General features: G+C 68.5%; 8 protein-coding genes and 1 pseudogene. 4 read left to right on the forward strand and 5 right to left on the reverse strand.

Annotated features, from left to right (window positions below):
- Positions 1 to 6 precede the first annotated feature (6 nt).
- Positions 7 to 1,338, forward strand: coding sequence for a glutamate-1-semialdehyde 2,1-aminomutase (hemL, locus tag ABD243_RS14930; protein WP_344367233.1), 1,332 nt, complete (start codon positions 7 to 9; stop codon positions 1,336 to 1,338).
- Positions 1,339 to 1,452: 114 nt separating this feature from the next.
- Here the strand turns inward: hemL and ABD243_RS14935 are convergent, their stop codons facing one another.
- From ABD243_RS14935 to ABD243_RS14950, 4 genes are all read right to left on the reverse strand, one after another.
- Complete coding sequence (locus tag ABD243_RS14935) at positions 1,453 to 2,190, reverse strand: amino acid ABC transporter ATP-binding protein (RefSeq protein WP_344367235.1); 738 nt, start codon at positions 2,188 to 2,190, stop codon at positions 1,453 to 1,455.
- Positions 2,187 to 2,951 carry an amino acid ABC transporter permease gene (locus tag ABD243_RS14940; RefSeq protein WP_344367237.1) on the reverse strand — a complete coding sequence of 255 codons (765 nt, stop codon included), beginning with the start codon at positions 2,949 to 2,951 and terminating at the stop codon, positions 2,187 to 2,189. The genes ABD243_RS14935 and ABD243_RS14940 overlap by 4 nt, the downstream gene beginning before the upstream one ends.
- Positions 2,952 to 2,954: 3 nt before the next feature.
- Entirely contained in the window at positions 2,955 to 3,890 is a 936-nt protein-coding gene (locus ABD243_RS14945; protein WP_344367390.1) for an ABC transporter substrate-binding protein, read from the reverse strand.
- Between the two features lie 383 nt (positions 3,891 to 4,273).
- On the reverse strand, positions 4,274 to 4,984 hold the full coding sequence (locus ABD243_RS14950; protein ID WP_116767366.1) for a 3'-5' exonuclease: 711 nt from the start codon (positions 4,982 to 4,984) through the stop codon (positions 4,274 to 4,276).
- 107 nt (positions 4,985 to 5,091) lie between these two features.
- Here ABD243_RS14950 and ABD243_RS14955 point away from each other — a divergent pair, with 107 nt between their 5' ends.
- The 3 genes from ABD243_RS14955 to ABD243_RS14965 all read left to right on the forward strand — a co-directional run bounded on the left by ABD243_RS14955 (position 5,092) and on the right by ABD243_RS14965 (position 12,586).
- A complete protein-coding gene (locus ABD243_RS14955) occupies positions 5,092 to 5,508 on the forward strand; it encodes an MGMT family protein (protein ID WP_344367240.1) in 417 nt (138 codons plus the stop codon).
- 125 nt (positions 5,509 to 5,633) lie between these two features.
- Positions 5,634 to 8,942 carry an ATP-dependent helicase gene (locus tag ABD243_RS14960; protein ID WP_344367391.1) on the forward strand — a complete coding sequence of 1,103 codons (3,309 nt, stop codon included), beginning with the start codon at positions 5,634 to 5,636 and terminating at the stop codon, positions 8,940 to 8,942.
- 110 nt (positions 8,943 to 9,052) lie between these two features.
- Complete coding sequence (locus tag ABD243_RS14965) at positions 9,053 to 12,586, forward strand: ATP-dependent helicase (protein ID WP_344367392.1); 3,534 nt, start codon at positions 9,053 to 9,055, stop codon at positions 12,584 to 12,586.
- A 495-nt stretch (positions 12,587 to 13,081) separates the two neighbouring features.
- Here ABD243_RS14965 and ABD243_RS14970 read toward each other — a convergent pair.
- A pseudogene (locus ABD243_RS14970) lies at positions 13,082 to 14,269 on the reverse strand (macrolide 2'-phosphotransferase); the annotation flags it as partial.
- Between the last annotated feature and the right edge of the window lie 181 nt (positions 14,270 to 14,450).

Here is a 14,450-nt window from a genome sequence, read left to right on the forward strand (position 1 = left end):
GGAACCATGACTTCCAGCATGCCTCGCAACGAGGAACTCTTTGACCGCGCCCGCCAGCTGATGCCGGGCGGCGTGAACTCACCCGTGCGCGCCTTCGGCTCCGTGGGCGGGACTCCGCGGTTCATGGTGTCCGCCAAGGGTGCCTATCTCACCGACGCCGACGGCGCGGACTATGTCGACCTCATCTGCTCATGGGGTCCGGCGCTGCTGGGGCACGCCCACCCGGAGGTCATCGCCGCCGTGCATGCCGCCGTCGACCGCGGCCTGTCCTTCGGTGCGTCCACGCCCGACGAGGCCAACCTGGCCGCGATCGTCAAGGAGCGCGTCCCGGCCGCCGAACGCGTCCGGATGGTCTCCACCGGCACCGAAGCCACCATGACCGCCATCCGGCTGGCCCGCGGCTTCACCGGCCGGAACCTCGTCATCAAGTTCGCCGGCTGCTACCACGGCCATCTCGACGGCCTCCTCGCCGCGGCAGGTTCCGGGCTGGCGACCCTTGCGCTGCCCGGCTCGGCCGGCGTCACCGCCGCCACCGCCGCCGAAACCCTCGTGCTGCCCTACAACGACCTCGACGCCGTCGAGGCGGCCTTCGCCAAGCACGGTGACAGCATCGCCGCTGTCATCACCGAGGCCGCCCCGGCCAACATGGGCGTGGTCACCCCCGGCGAGGGCTTCAACGCAGGTCTTTCCCGGATCACCCGCGAGCACGGCGCCCTGCTGATCCTCGACGAGGTCCTCACCGGGTTCCGCACCGGCTACTCCGGCTACTGGGGCCTGACCGGCGGGGCCGCCGACGCCGCCGAGCCGTGGACCCCGGACCTGCTGACGTTCGGAAAGGTCATCGGCGGAGGCATGCCGACGGCGGCCCTCGGCGGACGCGCCGAGGTCATGGACTATCTGGCGCCGCTGGGCCCCGTCTACCAGGCCGGCACCCTCTCCGGTAACCCGGTGGCCATGGCCGCCGGCGTCGCGACGCTGACCCACGCAACCCCCGAGGTCTATTCCTTCGTGAACGCGCGCTCCCTGGAGCTCTCCGCGGCCCTCTCTTCCGCCCTCGACGCCGCCGGCGTGGACCACTCCATCCAGCGCGCCGGCAACCTGTTCTCCGTGGCCTTCGGCACGGGCGCCCGGGGCGTGCACAACTACGACGACGCCCAGGGCCAGGAAGTGTTCCGCTACGCCCCCTTCTTCCACTCGATGCTGGACTCGGGCGTCTACCTGCCGCCGTCGGTCTTTGAAGCCTGGTTCCTCTCCGCCGCGCACGACGACGCCGCGATGAACCGGATCTTCGATGCCCTGCCGGCCGCGGCAAAGGCGGCCGCCGCCGTGAAGGCGTAGGGTCCCTGATCGTTAGCCGACCGAAGCCTTAACGACTGATGGCACCCGCAGCGGCGGGTGCCATCAGTCGTTAAGGCTGCAAACGCCGGCAGCGCCGGAAGTGCGGCCGGCGGACTAGAGAACGTCAGAGAGGAAGCCCTGCAGCCGTTCGGTCTGCGGGTTCGTGAAGATCTGTTCCGGCGGGCCGGACTCCACGACGACGCCGCCGTCCATGAACGTGACCGTGTCCGAGACATTGCGGGAGAATCCCATCTCGTGGGTCACTACCACCATGGTCATGCCGCCCTTGGCGAGGTCGGCCATCAGCGCCAGCACACCCTTGACGAGTTCCGGGTCGAGGGCCGAGGTGGCCTCGTCGAAGAACATCACCTCCGGCTTCATGGCCAGGGCGCGCGCAATGGCGACGCGCTGTTGCTGGCCGCCGGAGAGGTTGGCGGGGCGCGCGTCGGCCTTGTGCTTGAGCCCAACGAGGTCGAGCTGCTCGAGTGCCTCGGCCCGGGCCTGCTCGGCCGGCAGCTTGCGCAGCTTCCGCAGCGCGAGCGAGACGTTGTCCACGACGGTCTTGTGCGGGAACAGGTTGAACTGTTGGAACACCATGCCGATCCGCTGGCGCAGCTCGTCCGGGTTGTCCTTCAGGACCGAGCGGCCGTCCAGCAGGATGTCGCCCTGATCAGGTTCGATCAGGCGGTTCATGACGCGCAACAGCGTGGACTTCCCCGATCCGGAGGGGCCAATCACCGAGGCGGTGGTGCCCTTCTCGACGTGCAGGTCGATGCCGCGGAGGACATGGTTCGAGCCGAAGGACAGGTGCAGATTCTTGCCGGTCAGAGAACCGGAGGCGAACTCGCTCATGGCTGTGCTCCCTTCCCGATCAGGGCCGCTGCATCGTCCGGTTGCCGTTTCTCCGGACGGCCAGTGCGCAGGCGGTTGTCGATGTAGTTGACCAAGTGGGTGAGCGGAACGGTCAGGATGAGGTACATGAACGCAGCGGCAACCAGCGGCGAAAGGTTCCCCGTGTTGGCGGCGGCATCGTTACCGATCCGGAAGATCTCACGCTGGCTGGCGATCAGGCCCAGCAGGTAGATCAGGGAGGAGTCCTTGATCAGCGTGATGAACTGGTTCACCAGGGCCGGGAGCACCCGGCGGATGCCCTGCGGAATCACCACGAGGCGCATGGAGGAGCCATAGCTGAAGCCCAGGGCACGGGAAGCCTCCAACTGGCCCTTTTCCACGCTCTGGATGCCCGAGCGGAAGATCTCGCCGATATAGGCCGCCGCCATGAGGGTCAGGGCGAAGATGGCGAGCGGGAACGGGTTCGTGGAGCCGGTCGTTACCCGCACCACGGGTCCGAGCCCGAGGCCGATCAGGAGGATGACCACAATCGCGGGGACGCCGCGGAACACGTCCGTGTAGATCCGGGAGAGCCAACGCAGCGCAGTGATGCGTGACGTGCCCATGACGGCCAGGACCATGCCCAGGATGCACCCGAGCACACCCGAGGAAACCGCCAGGATCAGGGTGTTGGGCAGGCCGAACATAATCATGTTCGGCAGGACGGCTGCCATCGCCTCCCAGTCAAAGAAGGTCTTTACGAGTTGATCGAGTGCATCCATGGACTATGACTTCGGAACGGTGACGGCCTTGGAGCCCGGGGACCACGTGGCCGGGGTCTCGCGGTCCGGGTACCATTCCTTGGTCAGCTTGGACCAGGTGCCGTCGGCGATCACGGCGTCGAGGCCGGAGTTCAGCGCGTCGATGAGCGGCTGGTTTTCCTTGTTCACGGCGTAGGCGGTGAAGTTCTGGGTGTTCACAACCGACTCGGCGATAACCGTGCCGTCACCTTCCTTGACCTGGCCGGTGGCCTGCTGGGACGGTGCGACCCAGGCGTCAACCTGGCCGTTCTTCAGGTTGGCGTAGGCGGTGTTGTAGTCCTCGAAGCGGACGGGCTCGATCTGGAGGGTGTTGGTGACGTAGTCATCCTGCACCGTGCCCTGGACCACGGCGATGCGGGTGTCCTTGGTCAGGTCCTTGAACCCCTTGATCTTGGAGTCCTTCTTGGCCACCACGGCCATGTAGCCGAAGTCGTAACCGTTGGTGAAGCCCACGGTCTTGCGGCGGGCGTCAGTGGTGGAGATCGAGGAGGACCCGAGGTCGAACTGCTTGTTCTGGACCTGGGCGAGCAGCGAGGCGAAGCCGGTCGACTTGAACTCCACCTTGAGGCCCAGCTTGTCCGCGATGGCGCGCAGAAGTTCGTTGTCGTAGCCGGTGAATTTGCCGGACTTGTCGATGTAGATGTTCGGCGGGGCGTCCGAAAGGGTTCCCACGGTGAGCGTTCCGTCGCTGATCAGGCCGAGCTTGGACTTGTCAATCTTGTCCAGGGGAGTGACGTCCTTGGTGGTGTACTTGTCCAGGGATTTCTGGTCACTGCCCTGGAGCGCATCCGTCGGTGACGCCGTGGTCTGCGCCGACCCGCCGCCGCACGCTGCAAGGGAGACCGCCACGGCGAGTGCCACGGGAACGGTTGTCAGCCACTTCAAGGCTTTGCTTTTCATCACGCAATCACTTTCGTCTGAAATTCAGTGGGCGCGGGGCGACTCATCGGGCCCCGGCTGCTGGCTTGGGCGCCGGATGGGCAGGCAAGCCGCGAAAGATAATTGTGTCATCCGGTGTGGACGCGGATTCAATCCGAATTAATCAGCGGGGGATTGCGCCCACCGCGAAGTATCTTCATCTTCCTGCGTCATGGTCAGTGTTCCGGGTAGCGCCGGACGGGTACGGCGGAATCATTGGCGTGGAAGGGCCGGGCCGTTGGGGGCCCCGGGGCGTGTGAGTTCCGTCTCAATGGCTGGAATTGGGCGCCGTGGAAGACTAAGTAAGTCTTTTTGCCGCCCAACGTTTCGTATTAAGAAGTTTTCGCGAAGGGCAGACCGGCAGTTTAGAAGTCGCCGCGGCTGGCGTCTTCCGGGGGCAGGACGGGCCAGTCGCCTTCAATGACGGCGGCCGGTTTGGTCTTGCGCAGGTAACTCTGGAAATCCGCGGCCTGGGCCGAGGCCCATTCGACCTGGAGCTGGTGCAGGTTGGCCGCCGGCATCCTGAGCTTGGGGAATTTTCCGGCCATGGCGTCGAGCATGCGCAAGGTTGCCAGGGCGTCGGCGGCCGAGGTGTGGGCGTTGTCCAGATTGATGCCGTATTCCTCACACAGGGCGGTGAGCGTGCGCTTTCCCTTGCGGTACCGGTCCACCTGCTTGTTCATGATGTACGGGTCCAGGACGGGGAAGCGGCTCAACTGCGGGACGCCGTAGCGGGCCGACTCGGCCGCGAGCACGGTGAAGTCGTAGCTGGCGTTGAAGGCGATGACGGGTACGCCGTCATCGAACAGTTCCTGCAAGACGGCAGCGAGCTCGCGTGTCACCTCGGCGGCTGGTCTGCCCTCGCGGCGGGCCTGCTCCGTGGTGATGCCGTGGACGTCGCTGGCCTCGGTGGGAATCTCGACGCCGGGATCGGCGAGCCACTCATGCTCCTTGATCACCTCGCCGCCGGCGTCCACGACGGTGACGGATGCGGTGACGATCCGCGCCGAGCGGGAGTTGCGGCCCGTTGTTTCGAGGTCGAAGGCTGCGCGGGGAAGGCTGTTCCAGGTGCTCATGCTTCAACGCTACCTGCTGCCTCCGACAGTTCTTGACCGCTCCCGGCGCGTGCCGTCCGGGTGCGGGGCCTGCACTGACGCGACCTGTGGCCAGCTAGGCTGGATCGATGCGAACGGAGTATGTGGAGGCGGTGCTGGAGCTGGTGGCGTTGATCCCGGCCGGCACCGCGGTGGCCTACGGCGACGTTGCGGAACTGCTTGGCTCCGGCGGTCCGCGCCAGGTCGGTTCCGTCATGAGCCACTATGGCAGCCACGTGCCGTGGTGGCGGGTCCTGAAGGCCAGCGGGGATGCGCCTCCCGGACATGAGCGCGAGGCATTGACGCTCTATCTGCAGGAAGGCACGCCGCTGCTGGGGAGTCACGCCGATTTCCTCCGGACCGGCGAGGGACGCTGGCGCGTGAACCTGGCCGCCGGCCGATGGGTGCCCAGCGACGCCGACTTCGACCGGATAGATGCCATCGCTGAGCGGCTCGAGCGGGAGTTGCATAAATTGTCGGTACCGGATGATGAGATGACTGTGTGAGTAAAGTGACCGAGGTTCAGCAGCCCGAAAGCTTCGATCCGGGCCTGCAGCGGTCCGCGTCCCGTCCCCATCAGGGAACTGGCACGGGAAACGGAACGGGAACGGGGCAGGCAGCGGGTGTGGGGCTGCGGTTGTTGCCTCCCCGGACCCACCACAGCGCGGTCCCGGTGCTGTCGCCCGACCAGCTCGCCGCCGTCGAGGTCCCGCCGGGCTCTGGCCCCGTTCTGGTGCCGGGCGCGCCGGGCACGGGCAAGTCGACGGTCCTCGTCGAAGCCGCCGTCCACCGCACCCAACGTGACGGCCTGGACCCGGAACGGATGCTCATCCTGGCTCCCGGCAGGCTCGCCGCCGATACTCTCCGCGACCGCTTCACAGCCCGTCTGGACCGGAGCCTGAGCACGACGCCGGCCCGCACCTGGGCGTCGTACGCCTTCGATCTGATCCGCCGCGCCAAAGCGGAAGGCATCCTGCCGCTGCCGCGCCAGCCGAAGCTGCTCTCCGGCCCGGAGCAGGACCTCATCATCAAGGAACTGCTCGAAGGGCATGCGATGCCCGGGCTCGAGCTGCCATGGCCGGAGGATCTGGGCGCCGCCCTGCAGACCCGCGGTTTCCGGCAGGAAGTTCGCCAACTCTTCGACCGCATCATCGAATCCGGGCGGACGGCGGAGGATCTCGTGGCCCTGGCCCGGCGGTGCAACCGGCCCGACTGGATTCCGGCGGCCGCCCTGTACTCCGAGTACCGTGACGTCCTGGACCTGCGCATGCCGGAGGCCTTCGACCCCGCCGGCATCATCACCGCAGCACGCCAGATCTTCCAGGACGCCCCGGATTTCCTCGCGGCCGAACGCGAGCGCCTCCAGCTGATCCTCGTGGACGACATCCAGGAAGCGAACCCCGCGGTCTTCGAACTGCTTGCCGACATCGCAGCCGGCAAGGACGCCATCATCACCGCCTCGCCGGACACCGTGGTTCAGGGCTTCCGCGGGGCGCGCCCGGATCTCGTGGCCGAGCTTCCCCGTCTCCTGGCCGCCGACGGAGTGATCCTGGAACGTCCCCTCTGGATTGCGCATCGGCACGCCCCAGCCGTGGCGGAGTCGTGGCTGTCGGTGGCCGGGCGCATCTCCCTGCGGTCCGGTGGCCTGTCCGCACGCCGGCTCGAACAGCCTGAGCCCCTTCCCGCGCAGGACCCCTCCCCGGATCCCACGCCGGACCCCGCTCCGGGCGGGCCGTCCCGTGGCGCCGACGTCAATCCGGGGACGGTCGAGGCACACCTGCTGCCGTCTCCGGTCCATGAACTGCGGTATGTGGCGCAGCGGATCCTCGAAGCCCAGCTGAACGACGCCCGGGACCTCGGGGATATCGCCGTGATCGTGCGCAACGGCGGTCAGTTGAGCCAGCTGCAGCGGTACCTGGCCGGCCAGGGCATTCCGGTCCGGATTCCCGTGGCCGAATCGGCGGTCCGGGACGAGGTCGCGGTGCGTCCGCTGCTGGATGCCTACGCCGTGGCCCTTGACCCGGCCGCGCTCACGCCAGAGGCGGCCGTGTCCTTGCTGACGTCCCGGATCGGCGGCGCCACCTCGATTGAGTTGCGGAGGCTGCGGCAATCGCTCCGCCGCGAGGAACTTCTCGGCGGCGGCGGACGGACCAGCGACGCCCTCCTTGTCGAGGCCCTGCTGGAGCCCGGGGCGTTGGCGACACTGGGCATCGAAGGGCATTCGGCCCGCCGCATTGCCCGGATGATCCGGGCCGGGCGCGACGCCGCCGAGGCCCCCGGCGGTAACGCCGAGACGGTGCTGTGGGCGCTCTGGCATTCGACCGGACTGGCCGCCCGCTGGACCGAGGCCGCCCTGGCCGGAGGGTCAGCCGGTGCCCGGGCCGACCGTGACCTCGATGCCATGATGGCCTTGTTCCATACCGCGGAGCGCTTCGTCGACCAGCTGCCCGGTTCCGGACCGGAGCAGTTCCTCGAGTACCTGCTCAGCCAGGAGCTCCCCATGGATACCCTGGCCGCCAGGGCGCAGCTGGAAGACGCTGTGGAACTCATGACCCCTGCCAGTGCCGCCGGCCGGGAGTGGCCTGTGGTGATTGTGCCAGGGCTCCAAGAGGGCGTGTGGCCCAATACCCGGTTGCGTGGCGAACTGCTCGGCAGCACCTTGTTCGCCGACGCCGTCGAACACGGCGTCGAGTATGCCCTGCAACTGGATCCGCTGAGCCGGCTGCGCGAAATCCGTTATGACGAACTGAGGAGCTTTTCCACCGCGGTGTCCCGCGCCCGCGAGGTGCTGATCTGCACGGCGGTGTCCTCGGAGGACGAGCAACCGTCCTCCTTCCTGGACTATGTGGCGCCGCTGCGCCCGGGGCAGGACCGCCGGGGCTTCACCCCGGTGGAGCGTCCGCTGACCCTCAGGGCCCTGGTCGCGGAGCTGCGCCAGTATGCACAGCTGGACCCCAAAGCTGCCGAATCGGCCGAAGCCGCGGCCGTGCTGGGCGTCCTGGCCACCGCTCGTCCGCCGGTTCCGGGCGCACACCCCGCGAGCTGGTGGGGACTGGCCGGGTTGTCTTCCGACGAGCCGGTTGTTCCTGCCGGCGGAACAGTCTTCGTCTCGCCCTCGAAGGTCGAAACCGTGCAGAAATCGCCGCTCGACTGGTTCGTGCAGGCCGCCGGCGGAGAAGCCGCCACGGATTTTGCCCGCAGCCTGGGAACCTTGGTCCATGCCATCGCGCAGGACCTCCCCGATGCCTCTGGAAGCGAATATGTGGCGGAACTCGTCCGGCGCTGGCCCACCCTGGGGATGAAGGACAACTGGGAGGGCAAGCTGGATTTTCAGCGAGCCGAGTCCATGGTCCGCAAGCTCGCCCAGTATGTCCTGATCATGCGGAGCGAAGGCCGTAGTCTGGTCGGCGTCGAGCAGGACTTCGAGGTGAAGCTGCCGGACCTTCCGGCGGAGCCCGTCGCCGGACCTGAATCCGGCGACGGCGGGAGCGCGGGCCCGGCCCGGCCCGCCGTGCTCCGGGGCCAGGTGGACAGGCTGGAGATCGACGCCGAGGGCCGCCTGGTGATCGTGGACCTCAAGACCGGTAAGCGCCAGCCGGGCAAGGCGGATCTGGAGCGTCATCCGCAGCTCGGCGCCTACCAGGCCGCCGTGCTGGCCGGCGGCTTTGCCGGCCCCGACGACGGTCCGCCGCCGCTGCCGGGCGGTGCCGTCCTGGCCCAGCTCGGCACGACAACCAAAAGCCCGGGCGTCCAGGCCCAGGCCCCGCTCGACCCCCAGGACAACTGGGCGCTGGAGATGGTCGGCGACGCCGCCCAGGTGATGTCCGGCAGCACCTTCCAGGCCCGCCACGATCCATCCAAGGGAGGCCACGGCGGCCACGGCTGCCGGCTCCCCGAAGTGTGCCCGCTGTGCGTGCGGGGAAAGCAGGTAACTGAATGACCCCCGAGGCGCCGCCGACCGGCCTGGCAGACCCACATGCGGCACCGGACGCGGCCCGCAATACCGGGCCGCTTCCCGACCCTCGGTTCAGCCCGGAGGAACTGTCTGCAATGCTGGGGGAGAAGAACAGCCCCACGGCCGAACAGTCCCTGATCATTTCCTCGCCCCTCACGCCGCGGCTCGTCATTGCCGGGGCGGGCTCCGGGAAGACCGCCACCATGGCGGACCGGGTGGTGTGGCTCGTGGCCAACGGCTGGGTCAGGCCGGAGGAAGTCCTCGGCGTGACTTTCACCCGCAAGGCCGCCGGTGAGCTCGCCTCCCGGATCCGGGCCAAGCTGGCCGCGCTGCAGCGCATCGCGGCGGCCGACACGGGGAATGCCGTTTTTCCTGCCGGACTGCTGAGCGCAGATGCGCTCGAACCGAAGGTCTCCACGTACCACTCGTACGCGAGCGGCATTGTCTCCGACTATGGCCTCCGGCTCGGCGTCGAACGCGACGTCGTGCTGCTCGGCGGCGCGCAGTCGTTTCAGCTCGCCAGCGAAGTGGTGGAAGCCTTCGACGGCGACTACGAACACTTCCGGTCCGCCAAATCGACCCTCGTCAAGGCCGTGATCCAACTGGCGGGGGAGTGCGCGGAGCACCTGCAGGACCCGGCCGGGGTCCGGGGCTGGCTGCAGGAACGGATCGCCGCGTTCGAGTCGCTTCCCTACGTCGCCGACGCCAAGAAGAACCCCACCCAGGCCGCCGGCGACCTCAGCGCGATGCTGCGCACGCGGGCCAGCGTCGCGGATATGGTGGGCCGCTATTCCGAGGCGAAGCGGGCCCGCGGTGCACTGGACTTTGGCGATCTCGTGGCCCTGGCGGCACGGGTGGCCCGCGAGATTCCGGTCGCCGCCCAAACAGAGCGCCAGCGCTACAAGGTGGTGCTGCTTGATGAATTCCAGGACACGTCGCACGCCCAGCTGGTCCTCTTTTCCCGGCTCTTCGGCGACGGGCATGCCGTGACCGCGGTGGGGGACCCGAACCAGTCCATCTACGGCTTCCGGGGAGCATCTGCGGGACAGCTTTTCCACTTCGTCCGCGAATTCCCGATCCGTGTCAGCGGTGAAGATGCCGGCAGCGCAGGCTCCGGCGGAGACCAGGGCAGGGGCGCGGCCGGCGAGGCCCCGCGCTTTGCCGTGGCGCCGACGTCGTACCTGACCACCGCATGGCGCAACGGGCGCAACATCCTCGCCACGGCCAACCTCATTTCGGCGCCGCTGAGCAAGGCCGCGGCCAGCCTCGGGCCTGCCGGGGCCCGGGACACCCCCGACGCCGTCGAGGTCCCGCCCCTGCAGCCCAGCCCGGCAGCAGTCCAGGGCAGGGTCGTCATGGGACGGTTCGCCACGGACGAGTCCGAGGCGGCCGCCATCGCGGGGGACGTCCTGAAGTTCCGGGTGACGGACTTCGATGCCGCGCAGGCCGATCCGGTGCCTCCGGCCATGGCCGTCCTCTGCCGGCGGCGGGCACAGATGGAATGTATCCGGCGCGAGTTCGAACTTCGCGGCATACCCTACGAAATCGTCGGGCTCGGCGGGCTGCTGGACACCCCCGAAATCATCGATCTTGTCGCCACGCTCCGCGTCCTGGCCGACCCCGGCCGCTCGGACTCCCTCATGCGCCTGCTGGCCGGTGCGCGGTGGCGGATCGGCCCGGCGGACCTGATGGCACTGCGGGACTGGTCCAGTTTCCTGGCCCGCCGCCGGGGCCGCCCCGGCAGCCCCGATACCGACGACGCGGGGCATGCCGCCGAGGATACTGACGACGACGCCGTGATTGAAGGCGACATCACGGACTCCGCCAGCCTGGTCGAAGCTCTGGACTGGCTGCCCCGCGAAGGCTGGACCTCGGCGCATGGCCGCAGGCTGAGCCCCGAGGCCCGCGACCGCCTGCAGCGGCTCTCCGATGAGCTCCGGCAATTGCGCAGCTACATGGGGGACGACCTCACCACCTTGCTCGGCGAGGTCGAACGGGCCATGCTCCTGGACATCGAAGTCGCGGCGCGGCCCGGGATCAGCATCCACCAGGCCCGCCGAAATCTGGACGCCTTCCAGGACGCCGCCGCCGGGTTCCTGCACACCTCCCAGCGGGTGGACGTCCTGGCTTTCCTTGCCTGGCTGGAAGCCGCGGCTGCAGAGGAAAACGGTCTCGATGCCGCAGCGCCCGAGGTGAACCACGAAGCCGTCCAGCTCCTGACGGTGCACGCCTCCAAGGGCCTGGAATGGGATGTCGTGTTCGTTCCCGGGCTCAACTCCGGGGCGTTTCCCAGCAGCAGGGACTCGCGGTGGAGCAGCGGAAGCGCGGCGTTGCCGTGGCCGCTGCGCGGTGACCGCGCCGACCTCCCCCAATGGGACCTGGATCAGCCGGACCAGAAAGGCTGGCTTGACGCCGAGAAAGAGTTCAAGTCCGCCGTCCAGGTGCACGGCGAAGCCGAGGAACGGCGCCTAGCTTACGTGGCCTACACCCGGGCCAAACATGTGCTCTGGATTTCAAGTGCCGCATGGGTGGGATCGCGCGCCGGACTGGCTGAAATGTCACCCTTCCTTGCCGAGCTCGAGGGCCTCACGGCGGAAGGCGCCGCCGAAATTCATCCGTTGTCCGTCAGCGAGGACGCGCTGCCGGCGGAAAGCCCCCTGACCTCCGAACTTGAAGTCGCCGCGTGGCCGTACGACCCCCTCGAAGGGCCGTCTGACCCCCGGACGGGCAAACGGCTGAGGCTTGTCAGGGGACGCCGTGCGGCCATGGAATCAGCCGCGGCGCGGGTCCTGCAGGCGATGCTCGACGCCCCCGGGGCCGGCCCTGCCTTCGACGCCCATGACGGCCCTGACGGCGGCCCGGAAAACGTCCCGGATCCGGTCCGGGAACGTTCCGGCGGTGACGAGGAACGGCGCCCTGCCCTGCGCGGACCGGCGGCCGGGTGGGCCAAGGAGGCGGCCACTTTGCTCGAACGACGGTCCCGGCGTTCGGTGGTCCAGGATGTGCATCTTCCCGGCCATATCTCGGCGTCCACCCTCGTGGACCTGGACGATGATGCGGACTCGGTTGTGGCCCGACTGCGGCGGCCGGTTCCGCGCGAACCGGGGATGTCAGCCCGAAAAGGCACGGCCTTCCACGCCTGGGTGGAGGAATACTTCGGCGCAGCCGGCATGCTGGACCTGGGCGAGGCGGCCGGGGCTGATGACCACATCGACGAGGCCTACGGCCTGGATTCCATGGTGGAAACCTTCCGCCAGTCCGAATGGGCACACCGCGCCCCGGCCCACGTCGAGGTCCCGGTCGAGACTCGGATTGGCGACGTCGTGGTCCGGGGCCGGATCGACGCCGTGTTCCGCGATGCTGACGGCGGCTGGGACCTTGTGGACTGGAAGACCGGGCGGCGCCCGTCTGCAGCCCAGCTGAAGGTGAAGGCTGTCCAGCTCGCCGTGTACCGCCTGGCCTGGGCCCGGCTCAAAGGGGTCCCGCTCGAGGACGTCCGGGCGGCGTTCTACTACGTGGCCGACAACCAGGTGGTCCGTCCGCATGACCTCGGATCAGCGGAGAAGCTTGAGGAAATCGTGGCCGCGGCGCTGGGCAGGACACCGGTGGCGACGGCGAAGGATTCCTAGCCGGGATCCGCCACTGGTTCCGGCGGGCTAGCGGGACGTTACGTCCACTACGGTGATGGCGGCGGTTGACGTGTTGTCGCCGGACTCCGGTTCCTTCACTGAGTCCGGCTCCTTGCCCGAGCTCGGCTGCACGACGGCGATTGATTGCGTCGACGCGTCTCCGGCAGCGGGGGCTGCCGCCTGAGCGCCGTCGTCCCCGGCCGCGCCGGCGTCGTCCCGGGTATCAGCCGTCGTGGCATCAGCCGTCGCCACATCAGCCGTCGCCACATCAGCCTGCGGGACAGCTGCGGCGGCGTTGTCACCGGGGCTTGCGTCGTTCGGTGCGGCACTGGTGGCCGTCGTGCCCTCGCCGGCGGCCTGTCCGCCGGCGCCAGGCCCGGGCGCGTCCGGGGTGCTGGAAACGTCCGGGGTGTCGGCATCGGGCCGGGAGTCTGTTCCTGCGTTGGTGAGAGTCTGCACGGCAGGGCCGGGGGGAGCGGCGTCCGCATCGCGGGGGATGGGCGTGACGTGCACGGCGGGCTTGGCACCGGTCCCCGGACCAGGCGCCGAAGCACTGGGAGCGGGAGAGGCATCCGGGGCGGGTGCCGGCTCCAAAGGAAGCAGCGTGACCTTGCTGACGGCAGGCGCCGTTCCTGCGCCCGGCGCGGCAGGCGCGGCAGGAGCCGCTGACGCCGTCGTGGGCGCACCGGCACTGACGCCGCCTCGTTCCGCGCCCGTTTCGGGTGCCTCGACCGGCCGCGGCAGCGGTTCCACACTGATGGGCTGGCCACCGTATTCTGCGACGTCGTCGGCCAGCGCGGCGAGCATGGACTCTGCTTCGTCAATCATGTCCTGGTTGCCGGCCGCCATGCCCTTGACGAGGTACTGGGCCAATGCGAATTCGGCGGACAATGCCGCACGCCGCAGCAGGTGGGCATCGGGAACGTCGCGCCGGCTGGAGGTGTAGTGATCCAGGACGGCGTTCACAAAATCCTGTTCGTTCGAGGCGACCAGCCAGGCCATATCGTCAGCCGGGTCGCCGATGCGCAGGTCGGTCCAGCCCGTAACGGCGGTCACGCGGTCGCCGTCCACCAGCAGATTGTCCTCGTGGAGGTCCCCGTGAACAACGCAGGGATTGAAGCGCCAGAGGGAGACGTCTTCCATGGCGTGTTCCCAGCGCCGCAGCAGCAGCGGGGGGATCTTTCCCGTAGTGGCCGCCTGATCGAGTTCGTTGAGGCGCCGCTGACGGAATTCGTTGGGCGTGTAGCTCGGCAGATCGGCATTGCTCACGATCGACCGCGGAAGGTCATGGATTGCAGCCAGTGCCGCCCCGATTTCCCGGGCGAGGGCGGGGGAGCCGCTGCTGAGGTCGTCAAGGGAGCGGGTGGCGCCGGCGAGGTGGGAGTACACGAACGTGCTGAGCTGGCCCTGCCGGACTGTCCCCGCCACCGTGGGCATGAGGAACGGCAGCTCGGCCCGGATACCGGGGGCGAAGGCCCGCAGCACCAGGAATTCTGTTTCCAGCCGGGCGCTGGCCTCGGCGTGCCGGGGAGAACGGACGCGCCAACGCTTGCCCTCCGAGTCCAGCAGGAGGGCCGCGTCAAAGTCTGCCGGATCGTCGGGCGCGGAGCTGACGGCGGTCGGGGTCAGGCCGGGTACCGCCGCAGTCGCTACAGCTGCCAGTTCGATTGGTTTCCTTCTCACCCTCCCACGGTAGATTGAGCGGCGCCCAAGACAGCGATGCCCTCCGGCGAGTCTTGAGATCGGTGCAAAAACAAGGGAGAAAACAGGGACAAAACAGTGCCAGCACCGGGGCAAACGGCATATCCCGGGCGTCCCCCGGGAGTGCCCGGTCGCGTGGGCGGCAAATGTCAATTGTCGGCCC

It is taken from the genome of Arthrobacter humicola, from assembly GCF_039531445.1.
Taxonomy (GTDB): Bacteria; Actinomycetota; Actinomycetes; order Actinomycetales; family Micrococcaceae; genus Arthrobacter; species Arthrobacter humicola.

Excerpts from the sequence above, each read along its gene's own strand:
- hemL (WP_344367233.1), top strand. The coding sequence starts at position 7 with ATGACTTCCAGCATGCCTCGCAACGAGGAACTCTTTGACCGCGCCCGC.
- ABD243_RS14940 (WP_344367237.1), bottom strand. The coding sequence starts at position 2,951 with ATGGATGCACTCGATCAACTCGTAAAGACCTTCTTTGACTGGGAGGCG.
- ABD243_RS14950 (WP_116767366.1), bottom strand. The coding sequence starts at position 4,984 with ATGAGCACCTGGAACAGCCTTCCCCGCGCAGCCTTCGACCTCGAAACA.
- ABD243_RS14935 (WP_344367235.1), bottom strand. The coding sequence starts at position 2,190 with ATGAGCGAGTTCGCCTCCGGTTCTCTGACCGGCAAGAATCTGCACCTG.
- ABD243_RS14945 (WP_344367390.1), bottom strand. The coding sequence starts at position 3,890 with ATGAAAAGCAAAGCCTTGAAGTGGCTGACAACCGTTCCCGTGGCACTC.
- ABD243_RS14965 (WP_344367392.1), top strand. The coding sequence starts at position 9,053 with ATGCTGGGGGAGAAGAACAGCCCCACGGCCGAACAGTCCCTGATCATT.
- ABD243_RS14955 (WP_344367240.1), top strand. The coding sequence starts at position 5,092 with ATGCGAACGGAGTATGTGGAGGCGGTGCTGGAGCTGGTGGCGTTGATC.